Genomic DNA, 17868 nt, shown 5'->3' with positions numbered 1-17868 from the left:
AGAAGAGATTCCAACAACTAACAATTTACCGTAGAGGTGCGGAATTGCACCAACTCCAATCAAGAATGATAGCATAGCTTCTTCATAACCACGGCTTCTGCTTATCTCAAAAAAGCATTAAAAAAGGATGAAGGTATACAATACCCTCATCCTTGGATTTATATTTCTGCTGAACATCTTGAAAACAAAACAATTTCATGATAAATTAGTATAGATGCGTATCTATATTTATTATCGATTATAATTTTCCCTACTATAATTATAATATAGAAATGATGCGCTAGTCAACTATTTTTTAAGGGGTGTTTGCGATGGGTTCGGAACTTCAGCAGGAACAAAAGCGCGTAGACGACGTTACGGAAAGAATTAATGAAGAAATAAATAAGCTAGAAGAAGAGACGACAAAGCGTAAAGAAGAAGTCATTCATATTCGCAAGCACTTTTGGGATGAGGTTAAGGTAAATACGGATACGTTTGATGATTACCTTGAAACGATTATTGGGTTACGTCAGGAAGCTCAGGCGCTATCAGTAACTCAAAGTACACATAAACATTCCTCTAAGCGATTATCCACGTTGCATCGGATGAAAGAACTTCCTTATTTCGGTCGTATTGATTTTACAGAAGAAGGAGATTCAGCTCCTGAAAGCATTTATATTGGAATTGCTGCTCTTAATGACCAAACCGGAGATGATTTTTTGGTTTACGATTGGCGAGCGCCTGTTTCCAGCGTCTATTATGATTATCAGCCTGGGCCGGCTCATTATATGACGCCTGGTGGCATGATTCAAGGTGTGCTTGAAAAGAAATGGCAGTACCTTATTCGTAACGGGGTGATTCAGTCCATGTTTGATACAAGTTTGACGATTGGAGATGAAATCTTACAGCAGGTTTTAGGTAAAGGTACAGATAAGCAAATGCATAGTATCGTTGCGACAATTCAAAAAGAACAAAATAAAATCATTCGCCACGATAAAGGACGATTATTGATTGTTCACGGGGCAGCTGGAAGCGGAAAAACCTCGGCAGCTCTGCAGCGAATTGCGTATTTATTGTATAAATACCGAGACCACATCAATGCGGATCAAATTATTCTGTTTTCACCTAACTCTATGTTCAGTAGCTATGTTTCAAACGTACTACCAGAGCTTGGAGAAGAAAATATGCAGCAAGTGACGTTTCAAGAGTATTTAGACCACCGCTTAAGTAAAGCATTTCAAGTAGAAACGCCGTATGAACAGTTAGAATATGTTTTAACAGCTAAAAAGACATCTTTCTATCAATCGAGGCTCGCAAGCATACGCTTCAAAGCATCTACACGCTTTTTCGAAGCTGTTCAAGCCTACAGAAAATCGCTTGAATCAGAAGGGATGCTATTTAACGACGTTGTGTTTAGAGGGAAAGCAGTTGTAACAGCAGAAGAAATGGTAGAACGATTTTACAATTTTGATACATCTCTCCGCTTTCATAATCGACTTGAAAAGTTAAGAGATAGGTTATTGAAGCGGCTAACTGACTTTCAAAAAACCGAAAGCAAAAAGCCTTGGGTTCAAGACGAAATCGAGCTTTTAAGCAATGAAGATTATCATAAAGCACATGCGTATTTAGCTAAAAAACGCGGATTTAAAAGAGAAGACACCGCTGATTACGATATGGAACCACAAGCGCTTGCAAGGCTGATTGTGCGTCAAAAGCTAAAGCCGCTGCGAAGCAAAATTAAAGCGCTGCAGTTTATTGATTTTATCGGAATATACAAACAGCTGTTCACGAATTCTCTTGAAATAACGAAACACTTAAAAGACAAGGCGCCTGCTAATTGGCCTGACATTTGTGACATCACGGTCGATACGTTAGAGAAAGATAAGCTTTTTTATGAAGACGCTACGCCGTTTTTACTTCTAAAAGAAATCATTGAAGGGTTTCAAATAAACAGCGCTATTAAGCATATCGTCATTGATGAAGCGCAGGACTATTCGCCGTTTCAGTTTGAGTTTTTAAAACGTTTATTTCCAGCTGCACGAATGACAGTACTTGGTGATTTCAACCAAGCTATTTTTGCTCATGCAAGTGAAAATGCCGACTTTAAACTATTAACGAACCTTTATGGTGAAGAGCAAACGGAACTGATTAACATTACAAGAAGCTATCGATCGACAAAACCAATCATTGAGCTGGCGAGAAGGCTTGTGCCGAATGGAGAAACAATCGTTCCATTTGAGCGCGAAGGTAAACGACCTGCTCTTACACAGCTGTCAGATTATGATGAGCTCCATCAAGCAATTGCCTCCAAGGTTGATGAGTTCAAGAGCGAGGGCTACAACAGTATTGCAATTATCTGTAAGTCTGCAGAAGAAAGCGCATCTGCCTACGAAGCGTTAGCTAATATTAAGGAGCTTAAGCTATTAAAAAGCAACGCTCTTGAGTATGAGCAAGGAGTAGTAGTTGTTCCCACATACTTATCAAAAGGAATTGAATTTGATGCGGTTATCATCTACAACGCATCAAAGAACGTATACGGCGAAGAAAGTTTACGCCGGACGTTTTATACGGCTTGCACAAGAGCTATGCACGACTTTCACCTATACAGCGTAGGGGAAGTCAGTCCGTTTTTAGGCAAAGCACTTCGTGAAGGAGCACTTGACGTGTAAGATAATAAAAGATATTTACTTCCTTTACCTATCTTCTTTACTCACTGGTCTCCTTATGACCAACAAATGGACTATTTTAAAGGCGAAGATACGAGTTGGTCTGAAGCCTTATTAACAGAAATTAAGCAGCTTGGAGTAAGGTGCGAAGCGATGAAGCTTGACTTATCTAAACCTGATGCAGCCAAGTTGATTGCCTTCTTAGCTAGTGATGAAGCCGCATGGATTACCGGACAAATTATTCACTCTGACGGTGGATTTTTGTAAAAAAATCAATTTTCCTGTCCACTAACATCAATTTTGGCAACTTTTCATACTATAGGTTGAGGTGAGATTATGCCAAGAGTTCAATATAAGGATTCAGATGTTGCGTTAATGGCTAGAATGATGCGAGCGGAAGCAGAAGGTGAAGGACAGCAAGGAATGTTATACGTTGGAAATGTCATTGTAAACCGAGTAAAAGCGAATTGCCTTGACTTTAAAGGTCTACGAACAATTCCGCAGGTTATTTATCAAGTGCAAGGAGGTAACTATTCCTTTGAAGCTGTTCAAAAAGGGAATGCTTTTTATCAACGAGCAAGAAGTACAGAGAAAAGATTAGCCAAGAAAACGCTTGATTTTTGGCGTGAGTATCCTGCAAAATATGCGCTTTGGTATTTTAACCCATACGGTCCGTGTCCTCCAACTTGGTACGGCCAGCCATTTGCAGGTCAATATAAAAACCACTGCTACTACGAGCCGCAGCCGAATACGTGTGACAGTGTGTATACTGGATCGTAAAGTTAATTTAAAATAAAAAAGAGTTCATCGCCTTTATATTTTAAAGATGAGCTCTTTTTTTGTTTTAAAACCGCAAAAAGTTTTGAGGCGTAACACGATATTTTCTACTACATTAGTATAGCTATGTCCAAGGGGATTTTGAAATCTCGGTACAATATAGAAAAATTTAATATCATTGTTTCGAAATATATACTCTAGACGCTCAAGGTCAATTCCTTCCATGGCTAGCTCAATACCAAAAGTAGTAGCTTGATGCAGGGTAGCGGATTCAATAAAGCCAAAATACGTGGGCTGCTCAATGAGAATATTGCTTTTTCCATTTGGGAAAGGCATTGAGACTAATAGATTAAGAGCTTGCTGAGAGCCGGATACAATAAATAATTTGTCTGGATTGGTAAAAACCTGTAGAGTTTGCAAATAGTTCACAAGCTGAACTCGTAGTGAATAAAGACCTTGCTGTTCAGAATAAGTAAATAGTTCTTCTTTATATAGATCTATCGCTTGGTACTGTTTTGGCGTTTCCTTTACTTACGAGCTGGGCAATGAAAACTCTACCTGTATCTCACGGAGCTGTAGAATTAACACTTTTACCCTTAGCCACAGCAGGCTTTGCGATCATTAGAGCAAATGAAGCTCCTTCGCTTACGTTTTGGATTTCAAGCTTAATCGGCTCTTTATCAGTCATTATCTATGCCATGCACCTCGGTTTTGGACAATTACACTATGCAGACTTGGCCCTATTGGATGATTGTTTTTGCAGCGCTCTTTTTGAACGAATCTATTACATTCTTTACAATTGTAACGGCTGTGGTTGTAGTAATAGCAGTCATTGTAGGTAAAAATACTGGAGTCACGAAGAAAAGTTCTGCATCAATCAAACAATCAAGATAGATGCCGTAAATATGTATAGAAAAGAATAGTTTATAGGCTTGTATCCGTTACCAAACCTCCCATCTTTCATAAGCTAATAGAGAAGGGAGAGACAAGTCATATGAAAAAGATTTATCTTGATGCCGGCCATGGCGGCAAGGACTCAGGTGCAGTCGGTAATGGCTTATTAGAAAAAAATCTTGTTTTAAAGCTTCAGCAATACATGATTAGTTTTTTGAATACAAACTATACTGGTTTTACACTTCAAACAACGCGCACAACGGATACGTTTTTAAGTTTGTCAGAACGCGCTTCTAAAGCAAATGCTTGGGGAGCTGATGTATTCATGTCTATTCACGTAAACGCTGGTGGTGGTACAGGCTATGAGGATTATATTTACAATGGATCCGTCAGCTCAGCAACCGTAAACTATCGCAATCGCGTGCACGAACAGGTCATTCCTGTACTAGCAGCTTACAACCATACAAATCGAGGCAAAAAAGCAGCAAACTTTGCGGTTTTACGCTTAACGAATATGCCAGCTGTTTTAACTGAAATTGCGTTTATTGACACAACGAAGGATGCAAATCTTTTAAAAAATGAAGCTTTCTTACAAGCGATGGCAAATGCATACGCAAGAGGGATTGCGGTGTATTTAAATTTACCTGTTCGCCAATCAACGGTTTATACCATCCAAGCAGGAGATACGTTTTATAAAATTGCGAATATGTATAACATTACCGTTGAAGCGCTGAGAAATGCGAATCCTGGCGTTAATCCAACTACTCTACAGATTGGCCAGAAAATCTATGTTCCTGTGCGCACATATATAGTAAAAGCAGGAGATACGCTGTATAAAATCGCAAGGATGTATAGCGTAACAGTTCAACAAATCCAAGCAGCGAACCCAGGTATTGACCCATCTGCACTTCAAATTGGTCAACAAATTAGGATTCCTTCATAAAAAAGTAGAAAAAGGGCTTATCTTTAAGCTCTTTTTCGCTTATAATAGCGCTTTAGAGTAGGTGTTTAGGTTCATTTTTTTGAATCTCTTTTTATAGACGGAAAAAAATTCTATAATAGACATAAGGAGGAGAGGTATGTACATTGTTTATATTATTGGCACAATCTTAATTCTAGGGTTAATAACGACTTGTATTTACCTTTATCGCCGAAATGTACAAGTCGAAGAGAAGTATGTTACCCAGCTGGAGCTAGCACAAAAGGAAGCGGCTGTTTCCATCGCTGCTTGTGAAGAAGAATACAAACAGAAGAAACAAGCTGATTTAACAGAGAAAGAAGAGCACTACAAAAATATTATCAGAGATTTACGAGAAAAACATACGGCTCAGCTAATTAAATCGACAAAGTATATAAAAAGCTTGGAAGCTTTTTCGAAAAATAAAGGTGAAATTGTTATTCATAAAACGTTAACGACATTACAAACAAACTTAATTCATAAAAATAAAATTACAGCTGATGACATGATTATTATGGGAAACGTTTTTATGCCTTATTACATGAACGAACAGCTATTTATTCGACAAATTGACCACGTTGTTTTAATGAAAACTGGTATTTATTTGATTGAAGTGAAGAACTGGAGCGGAGATATTCTTTATGGTATTCGAAAAGACCAGATTCATGAGCTGTCATTTTTAGTCGATTCACTATCCACTCGGGTAGCACGAACCGAAGAGCAAACCTTTGTATTTACGAAAACAAGTGAAGGTGAGATTAAAGTAATGAGTAAGCCTCATCCTGGAAAAGAAGTCCAGCAACACGCGGCTAGCTTAAAGTCTTACTTGCAAAAATTACGTCGCGATATACCTGTAGTAACACCAATCGTTTATTTTAACGGTGATTATAATACGAGTGTAAAAAACTACTCACAAAACCATTCACTTTGCTTTTCTACTAAAGATGACCTATCTGTCTTTTTCACTGAACAGTTAAAACAACAGCCTATCTATACAACAGAAGACTTAAAGATGTTTAAAGAAACGCTTGAAAAAGCAAGTTATCATTTCATTCATTCCTAGTTGTTAAAACGAACATAGCTTACTAAGGTAAAAGAGTAGTATACGTATTGACTAAAATGGAAAGTAAATACCTAAAATATGTTGTGTAAAAAGTGCTTTTATAAGCACTTTTTTTCATCAAGAAAGGATGGGAACCAATTGAATGTTCGTCAAATTTCAAAAGAAGACACGTGGCAACTTAGGCAAAGCGTAATGTGGCCGGATAAGAATATTGAGTATGTGAAAATAGACAACGATCATGAAGGAATTCATTACGGGCTATTTGATCATAATGAGCTTTGTTCAGTAATTTCACTCTTTGTCCAAGGTGATACAGCTCAGTTTCGTAAATTTGCAACTGATACAAGTCGTCAAGGAAAAGGCTACGGTACGACTTTACTAAATTACGTCATAAATGAAGCGAAAGAGATGAATACAAAAATAATTTGGTGCAACGCCAGAAAGAACAAGACCACCTACTATAAAAGATTTGGTTTAACGCCTTCTAATGATACGTTTCAAAAGGGCGGCGTTGACTATGTTATTATGTCAAGACACCTATAATTTTGTTTGATTTTGAAAAAATATCCTGATATGGTGCTATAATGTAAATATCGATGATTATAGTAAAGCAGGTGAAATGAATGGATCTAGGTTATAAAGACAAAGCCGCGCACCATGCGATGGGCTTTGAATCAAGCTATGACTATTATGATGAGCAGTACAAGATTAACGACAATCCAACTGTTTGGCGCTATATGAACGCAGATCATTTTGAGTCCTTGCTATCTACAAAATCACTATTTTTCACAAAGCCCACTGCGTTTCTAGATCCTCTTTCTACGAATTACATGATGTGGAATATGCGCGATGTTGATAAATCTATGTTTGCAACCACTGAAGATTTAAAAAGCTATCTTGAAAAGGTCTATGAATTTTCTGCATTGTCCTCTTGGCATATAAATGAGCATGAGTCAGCAGGGATGTGGGATTTGTTTTTGAAATCTCAAGATGGCATCGCCATTCGCACGACATACGACCGATTATTAGGAAGTATTAAGGATTTACGCTATAAAGTTTTTGCGCGTAAAGTTCAGTACATTGATTTTGCTAAAAAGCAAGTGAGTGAAAATATCTTTGATACGCTTTTTTATAAGCGAAAATCGTACAGCTATGAAAACGAACTGCGGTTGCTTATTATCGCAAGTCGCATTGATGCATGGAAGAGCCAACAGCTATTTATTAAAGAAGAAATCTATGCTAGCGAATGGCAAGCGCGTATGGACGCTTTAAAAGAAAGATCTTTTGCATTTTCGCATCTGCACGGAAATCTTGTACGCTGTGACCTTGCTCATTTACTTACAGAGATATACGTATCACCCAAGAGTTCTCCTGCTTTTGTTCAAAAAATAAAAGCGCTATTAAGCGATCACGGCTTAGCTTATAAGGATGTTATTCAGTCTGATTTAGCAAAAGACTATATATATTAACCGTATGAAATCTCTCTCCTCACTCCATTATAAGAATGGAGGTGTAGATGATGAAGCAACCGGTTGTAATCTGTCCAAAATGTCAGTCTGCAAGCGAATTAGGATCTGTGTTAACCGCACAGTCCAATCAAAACGTCATTTATCATTGCTCGCAATGTGGCTATCAGCTTCGCAACGTGTATACGAATAAAGGATGAACTAACAAGAAAAGTCAAGGTGTTGATACGCTTTGACTTTTCTTGTTGTTCGTAGTTCAATAAGTTTTATAGTTAAAAAGAAAGGGTACTTCACATGAGAGAACATAAGAGGTGGGTTGACGTCACTAAAGGAGTTTTAGTTATATGAAGCAATACAATTTTACTGAAGGCTCAATCTTAAAGCAGCTCATTTTCTTTTCAACGCCAGTTCTACTAACGAACTTGCTTCAGGTGTCTTATCAGTTCATAGATAGTCTATGGGTTGGTAATTTGTTAGGATCAGATGCTTTAGGAGCTATTGCGGTTTCAGGTACCGTTATTTTTACGATCTTATCATTTATTATTGGAATTAATAATGCCAGCTTAACGATTTTATCTCAGCAAAAAGGAAACGATGATAAAGAAGGGCTATCTCGTTATTTAAATGCGTTTGTTGTGATATTATCGGCTTTAGCAATCTTACTTGGCGTCATTGGCTTTTTAAGCTCAGAGACAATCTTGAAGTTACTGGGCACTCCTGAAACAATGCTTGTCGACGCTACAACATACTTACAAATTAACTTTGTCGGAATTTTATTTTTGTTCGGGTACAACTTTATCGGTACTGTACTACGAGCAGTAGGAGATAGTAAAACCCCGCTGCGGTTTGTGTTTATCTCGGTTATTTTAAATGCTGTGCTTGATCCAATCTTTATCTGGACGTTTGATTTAGGTATTGCAGGAGCTGCGTATGCAACTGTTTTATCTCAGGGCTTTGCATTCATTTACGGCATCATTTATATTCTTAAAAAGAAGTTTGTACCGTTTTCACGTCCTGCTCTGCCAAAGAGGGAAGAAACAGTGCTTATTTTCAAGCTTGGTATTCCGTCAGGTTTACAAATGACGGTTATTTCAGCTGGTGTTATGGCAATTATGAGCGTCGTTACATCCTTTGGAAACGATGCAGTTGCAGGATTTGGCGCAGCTCAACGCTTAGATAGTATTCTTATGCTTCCAGCGATGGCGCTTGGAACCTCTGTGAGTAGTATGGCAGGGCAAAACATTGGTGCAGGAAAGTGGAGTCGAGTGAATCAAATTGGCCTATATGGAGTTATATATAACTTTGCAATAATGATGCTTGTAGCTGTGGTTATCTTTTTCTTAGCAGAGTGGGCGACTCGTCTATTTATTGAAGACGAAGGAGCCGTGGCGTTTGGTACACATTACTTAAAGGTTGTCGCTTTCTTTTATCCGTTTCTTGGTATTAACTTCATTCTAAATGGAGTTGTAAGAGCATCAGGAGCGATGTTTGCGATTCTTGTGTTAAATATTGTTTCTTTTTGGGTACTGCGTTATCCACTCACTTATTTATTCGCTAAGTGGCTAGGTGAAACGGGCATCGGACTTGGCATGGGTACAAGTTTTGTAATAAGCAGCATTATCGCATTTGTTTATTACAAATATGGAAAGTGGGATCAAAAACAAATTTTTGCTTCTAAATAAAGCACTAATCATAAAACCCCTCTTATTGTCTTTGGAAATAAGAGGGGTTTTATGATTAGTGCTTGTCTTTATTTAATTTCTCAGTAAGCTCTTTCACTTGTTGTTCTATTTGGTTAAGCTGTTTTCTGCTCTTTAAAAATGAACGAAACAAAAATACTAGAAGTGCAATAAACAAGATAATAAGTCCAAAAGTCACGAGTTGAAATATAATATCACCAATATTGTACGTACTCATACAAAATAACCCTCCGTTAAAAATGAAAATATGACCATTATTTTAACATAAAATTACATATAAAAGTAGGTGGAATAGTAAATTGATAGTATAAATAGAATTAAGATTCTAAGTTAAAGGCAGAATGAACAAAAGTAACAGCTTTGTACTCTGCTTCATTCTGCCTTTATCCCAATCTCGATAAAATATCTCTTGCTTCATTTTTAATATTCGCTACACACTTCAAATAAAATATCTAACCCCTTTTCTAGTTCCTCTAATGACGCGTACGCATACGACAGACGAATATGATATAAATCCCTTGTTTCATAAATATAGCCGGGATTAATTAGAACATTTCGCTTTAGCAAATTAAGAAATAGTGCTTTATTAACGATTGGCTTCTTAAATTTAAGCCATATAAAAAATCCGCCTTCAGGTTTTTCCCAGTTTGCTAAGCTTTGAAATTTTTGATAGAGAATCTTTTCTACAAATTCCGCTCGGATTTTTAGCTGTTCTCGCAGCTGTCCTAAGTGATTCTCATATAACCCTGTTGATAGCCAGTGCGCCACAATCTCTTGAGAAAAGGCGCTAGATCCATAATCTGTTTGCATTTTTATATCTGCTAGCCGTTCAATTACAGGGGGAGGAGCAACAACCCATCCAATTCGTAAACCAGGGCTAAGCGTTTTTGAGACGCTACCAATGTATAAAACTTGTCCGGACGTATCCAGCGCTTTGATAGGTTCAATCCCTGAAGTAAATAGCAGCTCGTGATAGACGTCATCTTCAATGATAGGAATCTGGAGTTCTTTGCACGTTTGATAAAAGGCTATTCTCTCCTCTAAAGTCCAACTATAGCCTGTCGGATTATGCAAAGTAGGTACACAATAAAACAATGACTGTTTATTTTTCTTAAGCCTACGTAGATGTTCGGGTAGGTTCTTACCTCTTAAAACGGACATAACGCGCATGCCTGCAGACTGAAAAGGATGTACTGAATTCAAATACGATGATTGTTCTTGAAAGACAAGTGATCCTTTTTCTAATAGCCCAACCGCAATTAGCTGAAGTGCTTGAAGGGCCCCAGAAACAATTAAAATATTTTCAGGCGTTGTATAAATTCCTTTTTTCTTTAAGTATGTACATAAGGTTGTTCTTAGAGCTTTACTGCCCCTTGGTGATGAATAGCCAATTGCTTTTGATTCGAGCGAAATTTCTTTTAACGACTCTTCAAGCTGCTTTGTTGGAAGTAAATCTGGCGATAATTCACCTGTTCCAAGTCGAATAATATGATCAACTTGTTCATATTGGTTAATAAGCTGAATGGTATGGTAGTTTGGTTCATGAACGCTTCCTTCAATATACTGCTGCCAATTCGGATTTGTTTTGTTTACAAGAACGTTCCAAGAACTATTGCTTACAAATACTCCAGAGCCTCTTTTAGATTGAAGTAAACCCTCTGCACGAAGTTCATCAAGAGCCAGCTGCACCGTGCTTCGGTTTACATTAAACTGCGCTGCAAGTTGGCGCTGTGTTGGAATTTTCGTTCCTACGCACCAGTCACCTTTTTCAATTCTCTCCTTTATCCAATCGATAATTTGGTCGTGAAGAGTTAAGTGTGAATCTGTATTTGGCTTCCAGTCCATGCAATCTCCTCTAAATTGGATGGGTAAAAAACCATCCAATTGGTTGTTTTCTTTTTAATCTATCATAGTAGGATAGTGATTGAAAGGAGGTTGTTGATGGATGGAAGCTATTTTTCATGGAGTTCTTTTAGCATTAGGTCTTATTTTACCTTTAGGCGTGCAAAACGTATTTATTTTCTCTCAAGGAGCTACGCAAACGCAATTTGTCCGAGCGTTACCGGCAACGATTACAGCTGCAGTATGTGATACGTTGCTAATTTTATTAGCTATCTTTGGATTATCTGCTATTGTATTTCAGTTTGAGTGGATTCGAGTTGCTTTAATGAGTGGAGGTAGCTTATTTCTACTATATATGGGTTACACTATTTGGACGTCTGTACCAAAAGCAGATGGGAATTATCACGTATTAACAACTCGTGAGCAAACTTTATTCGCTTTATCGGTTTCTTTACTCAACCCGCACGCAATTTTAGATACGATTGGTGTAATTGGAACAAGCGCACTAAAATATAGCGGTGCAGAACAAGCCTTGTTTACGGGAGCTTGTATTGCCGTATCGTGGCTATGGTTTATCAGCCTTACGTTTGCTGGAAGGGTGATAGGGAAAATTGACCATACAGGTGGTTTTATGAAGCTGCTAAATAAATTATCTGCTTTGTTTATATGGGGAACTGCTGTTTATTTAATAATAGGACTCTTTTAACCTAAAACAAAAACAAGCATCTGAAGGAGTATGTCGGATGCTTGTTTAGCGTTCTTTTTTACCCTCATGTTTCTCCGCAGCATTTTTTGTTACTACTATTCCCGTTAACCCGGCCGGCCGTCATGCTAATGAGAAAGCTCCACAAGAGGTAGCGCCATTCTCCTGTAAACAGCGCAACACATAAAAAGACAAGGACTTGCCCAATAAAAGCAAACCACGAAGCGAACCAAGCTAAGCGTAGATGTTCTTTCATTACATTACTCCAGAGCATTTCATCTTTTTTTCACGAATTCTACCTATTCAATCTTTTTTATTTCATGTTTTTAATCGCAAACATCGGGTAAAGATAGAGAGTGCTTACAAATATAAGATAATGACAATAAAGAAAAAACAAGCAACGAAAGGGGAAGCGGTCATGCAATCCTATGAACAACACCTAGAAACCCAGCGTGAACGAGTACTACACCAGCTCATTAATTACGGATGCTATAAGGCAAAAGATGGACGACATTTATATGAGCTTTCTATGCTCGAATTAAAAACGATGTACACAGAAATCCAGAAGCAGCGCATTAACTCCGTGCTAGGAGAGCGATAACTTAAGTTTTTCAGCCGCTACATAACCTTTTCGAGTTAATTTTGTGCCACCACGTCCTTTTTGCTTCATCACTAATCCTTTTTCTTCTAACATCTCTAAACGATAGCGCACCTGCTGCTCAGAAAGAGGCGTGTGGGATGCTTCAGCAAACTCAACCAAACGCTTGCGACTAGGCGTAACTCCTTGCCTAGTTAACGCATAAATGCCCTTCAATAAAATCAACTCATCCATCCCAAGCTCTTCAAGACTAGAATCTGATTGGTTCTGGTCTTTTTGATAATCACTTAGTTCAAGAATGGTCCATTTCAATGCTCTTTTTCTTCGTTTTTACTGTCGCATAGTTGTTCTGTTATTTCTTTCAAATGTTCTAACGTTATGTACATAAAAGAAGTCAAAGTATGTAAAATGTTGTATAATTAGACATATTAAACCTGAAGGAGACACTACATGACAAAAACGAAACAAGCTTTAGTTCAATTTTCAGCTAAGACAATCGATGAAGCGCCTGAGTACTACAGCTACGCTTTTCCTGTTCAGAAGATTAAAGAGTATTTAAAAACAAAGACAGGTCACGATTTCCAACTATATGTTGATAGCGATACGTCTAATGAGATTTGGGAAGTACTTGAAGAAGATCTAGAGCTTCACCCTGAAAGTGTTACGGAACTCGCTTCCGTTTTTGACTGCTTAGAAATGGGGATTATTTCTTCCAATCATACAGACAAAGAAATGGAGCTTATTTTAAAACCATCGCTCTACAATCACCTTTATTATTATGAAAAGCATAACCTAGCGCTTGTGCGTATGCCTGCTTTTCAAAGGAACGAATTGACTCAGTATGACTACATTTTGGCATCGAGTGAAGAAAGCCTATCATCCTTTTTAGACTATGTGTTAAAACGTAAGCGGGACTATATTAAAGATTACGTGACCATTTTTATTGATACAGAAGATGGTGTTGAAAATCATAAAGAGAAGATTACAACGCTTGTTAAGCGGGACGAAGTTTTTTTAGAAGATAAGCTCAAAAATCAAATCTATCGTTCTATTGACGAATTTTTCACAAACGGCGGAGAGTTTTTTCATACGTATCAAATTCCGTATAAACGTGGAATCTTATTGTATGGAAAGCCTGGAAACGGTAAAACAACGCTTGTCAAATCGATTGCAACGAGTATTGAAGCTCCCGTTGCCTATTGGCAAATTACTGAGTATACGTCCAGTTATTCGATTCAAGAAGTATTTTCTTCCGTTGCAAAAATGAGTCCGATGGTGCTCGTTATTGAAGATATTGACTCTATGCCTCAAGGAATTCGCTCTGTCTTTTTAAATACTCTTGATGGCGCGACATCTAAAGAGGGGATTTACTTAATCGGCACAACCAATTATCCAGAACGTATTGATCCCGCGCTTATTAACCGCTCCGGGCGATTTGACCGCGCCTATGAAATTAAGCTTCCAACACCGAGACTTCGCGAACAGTATCTTGTGAAGAAAAACAGCAGGGATCTTTTGACGGCAGAAGAAATTAAAGAGCTTGTTTCTGCTACAAATGAATTTTCATATGCGCAGCTTAATGAGCTGTATAACAGCATTGCTCTTCAAAAACATTATGAAGATAATGTCAACATCATCGATATTTGTAACGAATTAAAAGCAGATAATAAAAAAGGCCAGCGTAATGCTTGGTCAAATAACGATGAAGCGAATATTGGATTTTAAACTAATACTTTTTTGTAACATAAAAAACCAATTTTACGATCTAGTGTAAAATTGGTTTTTTCGAAGATTAGGAGAATGTATGATGAACCTTTTTTACTTTAATCATGAAAACTACACGGGTAATCACTTGCACGTAGACAGCTGGCAAGACGAGAACACAGCGTATTTAGAAGGCATTGCTTTGGAACGAAAAAATGGAACAATGGATGTGTTTTTTCAAGGGACTGATTTACTGTCAGACGAAATGAAGAAAAAAGGAAACATTCATGAAACATTCGGCATTTTTTTAGGGAATGTTAAAAACGCTGGGGATGCCTGTAACCTCTTTTGTCGATGGGTTCAAAACAATCCTTTATAAGCAGTCGTTTTTTAGCTACATAAGGCGATTCGACAGAGCTCGCTAACAAAAGTTTAAATTTTCAGATAAATATATTAGAATTTTTTGTAAACACTTTCACATTTCGACAACGTTTTCAAAAAAGAGTCTGTATACTAATATCCAGGGAGAGGCATTCAAGGGAATAAGTTTGACGTCACCGTTAATTGATATGTGCATTGGTTTTTCAAACTAAACAGTATTCATTCTAATAAACGGACACTACGTTTTATGTCACTTTGCCATTATGGACCCTTGAAAGAAAAGCAGAAAATAGCAATCTACATCAACATTCAATAGAGGTCAACGGGGGGATATAAATGAGTATTCACATTGAGTTAAAGATGATGAGAAACTACGAAATACTAGAAGACATGACACTAGTCGAATTAGCACACACAGGCGATGATGAGTCGCTCAATCACTTGATTAATCGCTATCGTAATTTTGTACGAGCAAAAGCACGTCCTTATTTTCTCATTGGTGCTGAGCGAGAAGACCTTATTCAAGAAGGCATGATTGGCTTATATAAAGCCATTCGTGATTTTAAAGAAGATAAAACGAGTTCATTCCGAAGTTTTGCAGAGCTCTGCATCACAAGGCAGATCTTAACAGCTATTAAAACAGCGACTCGTCAAAAACACGGACCGCTTAACTCATCCGTGTCGTTGGACAAGCCGCTTTCGGATGATGAATCAAACTATACACTTTTAGATTTACTATCAGAAGAAAATCGTACAAACCCTGAAATGATGCTGATTAACCGTGAAAAATCACTTGATATGCAGCTGAAAATTTCTGAATTATTAAGCGAATTAGAACGAAATGTACTAAACCTTCACTTAGAGGGGAAATCTTATTTAGAGATTTCTAACGAGCTACAGACGCATGTAAAGTCAATTGATAATGCCCTGCAGCGCGTGAAGAAAAAGCTCGAGCGCAACTTACAAATTAAGCAAGCAATTTAACATCAAAAACAGCATTTAGACGCCTAAATGCTGTTTTTGATGTTATTGGAAATATCAGATTACATAATAGAATCCTTATTTAAACTACGGTGTTCTTTTCAATAAAATCTATTGACATATTTATCAAAAATATGATAATTAAATAGTGATTAGCACTCCGGACAAAAGAGTGCTAATCACTACATATTCATACAACGGGAAGGAGATTTTTTATGACAAAGAAAGAATTTAAAGCTGAATCAAAACGACTGCTCGACATGATGATTCATTCGATTTATTCTCAAAAAGAAATTTTCTTACGCGAGCTCATTTCAAACGCAAGTGATGCGATTGATAAAATCTATTACAAAGCGTTAACAGATGAATCACTATCATTTGAAAAAGATCGCTACTTTATTAAAGTAACGGCAGATAAAGAAAAACGTACGCTTACCATTACAGATACAGGTATTGGCATGACGCAGGAAGAGTTGGAAAACAACCTTGGCACAATTGCGAAAAGCGGCTCTTTGGCGTTTAAAGCTGAAAATGAAGCAAAAGATGGACACGATATTATCGGTCAATTTGGCGTTGGTTTTTACTCAGCATTTATGGTTGCTGATGAAGTAACCGTGACGTCAAAAGCACTTGGAAGCGATACTGCTTACCGCTGGAATTCAAAAGGAGCAGACGGCTATACGATTGAGCCTTGTAAAAAAGCCGAAGTTGGTACAGAAATCGTCTTAAAGATTAAAGAAAATACGGAAGAAGATCAGTATGATGAGTATTTAGAAGAGTATCGCTTAAAAGCTATTGTTAAAAAGTATTCAGACTTTATTCGCTACCCAATTAAAATGGACGTTACTGAGAGCAAACCAAAAGAAGGCAGCGATTCTGAGTTTGAACAGGTAACGGAAGAACAAGTCATTAACAGCATGGTGCCAATTTGGCGTAAAAATAAAAGTGAGCTAACGGATGAGGATTACGACGCATTTTATCAAGAAAAGCGCTATGGTTTTGACAAACCGCTGAAGCACATTCACATTAGCGTGGATGGAATGGTGCGCTACAACGCTATCTTATATATTCCAGAAACAATGCCGTTTGATTACTATTCTCCTGAATATGAAAAAGGCCTAGAACTTTATTCAAGCGGCGTATTAATCATGAACAAATGCGCGGACCTTCTTCCAGACTACTACAGCTTTGTGAAGGGTCTTGTTGATTCAGAAGACTTATCGCTCAACATTTCACGTGAAATGCTGCAGCATGATCGTCAGCTAAAACTGATTGCGAAAAACATTAAAAATAAGATTACGAGTCAGTTGAAATCCCTTTTAAAAGATGATCGTGAAAAGTATGAAACGTTCTTTGGTACATTTGGTCGCCAGCTAAAATACGGCGTGTACAGCGACTTTGGTGCAAATAAAGATACGCTAAAAGATTTACTATTGTTCTATTCATCAAAAGAGCAAACGCTTGTAACGCTTAAAGAATATATTGAACGTATGCCTGAAGACCAAAAGTATATTTACTACGCATCTGGTGAATCGTATGACCGCATCTCAAAAATGCCACAAACAGAGATGGTTCTTGATAAAGGCTATGAGATTCTTTACTTTACCGATGAAGTGGATGAATTTGCGATTAAGATGCTGATGTCTTATGAAGATAAAGAATTTAAATCTGTTTCAAGCGGTGACTTAGGAATTGAAGCAGATGAAAAAGAAAGCGCAAAAGAAGAAGAAGCTGACAGCAAAGACCTTCTTACGTATATGAAAGAAATGTTAGCAACAAAAGTGAAAGACGTTCGATTATCTAAACGTCTAAAAACTCATCCTGTTTGCTTATCAACTGAAGGTGACGTAACAATTGAGATGGAAAAAATCTTAAAAGCAATGCCAAATAATCAGCAAGTACAAGCTGACAAGATTTTAGAAATCAACCCAAGTCATAACGTGTTCCAAGCGTTAAAAATAGCGTTTGAGCAGGATAAAGAAAAAGCAGAGCTTTACACAAATCTTCTCTACAACCAAGCTCTTCTTATTGAAGGTTTACCGCTTGAAGATCCGATTGAATTTACAAACAACGTGTGTAAAGTGATGGTATAACGTAAAGGAAGCAGAAATGCTTCCTTTTTCAATGCAAAAATGTAACGGTTTACAAATGGTTTT

20 protein-coding genes and 2 pseudogenes are annotated in these 17868 nt (G+C 37.5%); 17 read left to right on the top strand and 5 right to left on the bottom strand.

Going from position 1 to position 17868, the window contains the following annotated elements:
- Positions 1-311: 311 nt before the first annotated feature.
- The 3 genes from helD to A2U94_RS11905 all read left to right on the top strand — a co-directional run bounded on the left by helD (position 312) and on the right by A2U94_RS11905 (position 3425).
- Complete coding sequence (gene helD, locus A2U94_RS11915; RefSeq protein WP_025910990.1) at positions 312-2648, top strand: RNA polymerase recycling motor HelD; 2337 nt, start codon at positions 312-314, stop codon at positions 2646-2648.
- Positions 2649-2714: 66 nt separating this feature from the next.
- Entirely contained in the window at positions 2715-2912 is a 198-nt protein-coding gene (locus tag A2U94_RS22315) for an SDR family oxidoreductase (RefSeq protein WP_025910992.1), read from the top strand.
- Positions 2913-2981: 69 nt separating this feature from the next.
- Positions 2982-3425, top strand: coding sequence for a cell wall hydrolase (locus A2U94_RS11905; protein WP_025910994.1), 444 nt, complete (start codon positions 2982-2984; stop codon positions 3423-3425).
- Positions 3426-3509: 84 nt separating this feature from the next.
- Here A2U94_RS11905 and A2U94_RS11900 read toward each other — a convergent pair.
- Positions 3510-3929, bottom strand: a pseudogene (locus tag A2U94_RS11900) (aminotransferase class I/II-fold pyridoxal phosphate-dependent enzyme); the annotation flags it as partial.
- On the opposite strand from A2U94_RS11900, the pseudogene A2U94_RS22310 reads away from it, so the two are divergent.
- The 8 genes and pseudogenes from A2U94_RS22310 to A2U94_RS11870 form a co-directional block, all read left to right on the top strand.
- Positions 3920-4168: pseudogene (locus tag A2U94_RS22310) on the top strand (EamA/RhaT family transporter); the annotation flags it as partial. The pseudogenes A2U94_RS11900 and A2U94_RS22310 overlap by 10 nt on opposite strands.
- Positions 4149-4316, top strand: a complete 168-nt coding sequence (locus A2U94_RS22305; protein ID WP_374700367.1) for a hypothetical protein — start codon at positions 4149-4151, stop codon at positions 4314-4316. The pseudogene A2U94_RS22310 and the gene A2U94_RS22305, both read left to right, overlap by 20 nt.
- A 100-nt stretch (positions 4317-4416) precedes the next feature.
- Complete coding sequence (locus tag A2U94_RS11890; RefSeq protein ID WP_025910997.1) at positions 4417-5259, top strand: N-acetylmuramoyl-L-alanine amidase; 843 nt, start codon at positions 4417-4419, stop codon at positions 5257-5259.
- 136 nt (positions 5260-5395) lie between these two features.
- Positions 5396-6337: a nuclease-related domain-containing protein gene (locus A2U94_RS11885; RefSeq protein WP_025910999.1), complete on the top strand. Its 942-nt coding sequence runs from the start codon at positions 5396-5398 to the stop codon at positions 6335-6337.
- Between the two features lie 138 nt (positions 6338-6475).
- A complete protein-coding gene (locus A2U94_RS11880; RefSeq protein WP_025911000.1) occupies positions 6476-6880 on the top strand; it encodes a GNAT family N-acetyltransferase in 405 nt (134 codons plus the stop codon).
- A gap of 80 nt (positions 6881-6960) precedes the next feature.
- On the top strand, positions 6961-7806 hold the full coding sequence (locus tag A2U94_RS11875) for a hypothetical protein (RefSeq protein ID WP_025911001.1): 846 nt from the start codon (positions 6961-6963) through the stop codon (positions 7804-7806).
- Positions 7807-7853: 47 nt separating this feature from the next.
- Complete coding sequence (locus A2U94_RS21555; RefSeq protein WP_090752689.1) at positions 7854-8003, top strand: hypothetical protein; 150 nt, start codon at positions 7854-7856, stop codon at positions 8001-8003.
- A 144-nt stretch (positions 8004-8147) separates the two neighbouring features.
- Complete coding sequence (locus tag A2U94_RS11870) at positions 8148-9485, top strand: MATE family efflux transporter (RefSeq protein WP_025911002.1); 1338 nt, start codon at positions 8148-8150, stop codon at positions 9483-9485.
- Positions 9486-9540: 55 nt separating this feature from the next.
- Here the strand turns inward: A2U94_RS11870 and A2U94_RS11865 are convergent, their stop codons facing one another.
- Together A2U94_RS11865 and A2U94_RS11860 are read right to left on the bottom strand one after the other, a co-directional pair.
- Entirely contained in the window at positions 9541-9720 is a 180-nt protein-coding gene (locus tag A2U94_RS11865) for a DUF4083 family protein (protein ID WP_025911003.1), read from the bottom strand.
- Positions 9721-9923: 203 nt separating this feature from the next.
- A complete protein-coding gene (locus A2U94_RS11860) occupies positions 9924-11348 on the bottom strand; it encodes an aminotransferase-like domain-containing protein (RefSeq protein WP_025911004.1) in 1425 nt (474 codons plus the stop codon).
- A 100-nt stretch (positions 11349-11448) separates the two neighbouring features.
- On the opposite strand from A2U94_RS11860, the gene A2U94_RS11855 reads away from it, so the two are divergent.
- Positions 11449-12051, top strand: coding sequence for a LysE/ArgO family amino acid transporter (locus A2U94_RS11855; protein WP_025911006.1), 603 nt, complete (start codon positions 11449-11451; stop codon positions 12049-12051).
- A 64-nt stretch (positions 12052-12115) separates the two neighbouring features.
- Here A2U94_RS11855 and A2U94_RS11850 read toward each other — a convergent pair whose 3' ends face one another.
- The gene (locus A2U94_RS11850; protein ID WP_025911008.1) at positions 12116-12304 is read right to left on the bottom strand and encodes a hypothetical protein; all 189 of its coding nucleotides are present in this window, start codon (positions 12302-12304) and stop codon (positions 12116-12118) included.
- Positions 12305-12466: 162 nt separating this feature from the next.
- Here A2U94_RS11850 and fbpA point away from each other — a divergent pair, with 162 nt between their 5' ends.
- Positions 12467-12649, top strand: coding sequence for a Fur-regulated basic protein FbpA (gene fbpA / locus A2U94_RS21160; protein ID WP_025911010.1), 183 nt, complete (start codon positions 12467-12469; stop codon positions 12647-12649).
- On the opposite strand, the gene A2U94_RS11840 is transcribed toward fbpA, so the two are convergent.
- Positions 12635-12958 (bottom strand): winged-helix domain-containing protein, encoded by a 324-nt coding sequence (locus tag A2U94_RS11840; protein WP_025911011.1) that lies wholly within the window; start codon positions 12956-12958, stop codon positions 12635-12637. The two genes, fbpA and A2U94_RS11840, sit on opposite strands and share 15 nt — an antisense overlap.
- Before the next feature lie 138 nt (positions 12959-13096).
- Here A2U94_RS11840 and A2U94_RS11835 point away from each other — a divergent pair, with 138 nt between their 5' ends.
- The 4 genes from A2U94_RS11835 to htpG all read left to right on the top strand — a co-directional run bounded on the left by A2U94_RS11835 (position 13097) and on the right by htpG (position 17805).
- Entirely contained in the window at positions 13097-14371 is a 1275-nt protein-coding gene (locus A2U94_RS11835) for an AAA family ATPase (RefSeq protein ID WP_025911013.1), read from the top strand.
- 79 nt (positions 14372-14450) lie between these two features.
- Positions 14451-14729, top strand: coding sequence for a hypothetical protein (locus A2U94_RS11830; RefSeq protein WP_138116989.1), 279 nt, complete (start codon positions 14451-14453; stop codon positions 14727-14729).
- Positions 14730-15067: 338 nt separating this feature from the next.
- Positions 15068-15715 carry an RNA polymerase sporulation sigma factor SigH gene (gene sigH, locus A2U94_RS11825; protein WP_025911017.1) on the top strand — a complete coding sequence of 216 codons (648 nt, stop codon included), beginning with the start codon at positions 15068-15070 and terminating at the stop codon, positions 15713-15715.
- A gap of 212 nt (positions 15716-15927) precedes the next feature.
- Positions 15928-17805 carry a molecular chaperone HtpG gene (htpG, locus tag A2U94_RS11820; RefSeq protein WP_025911019.1) on the top strand — a complete coding sequence of 626 codons (1878 nt, stop codon included), beginning with the start codon at positions 15928-15930 and terminating at the stop codon, positions 17803-17805.
- The last annotated feature ends 63 nt before the right edge of the window (positions 17806-17868 follow it).

It is taken from the genome of Bacillus sp. VT 712 (assembly GCF_001614195.1).
GTDB classification, from domain to species: Bacteria; Bacillota; Bacilli; order Bacillales; family Bacillaceae_H; genus Priestia; species Priestia flexa.
The sequence above is the reverse complement of the archived record's forward strand: the minus strand, read 5'-3'. Positions and strand labels throughout refer to the sequence as shown.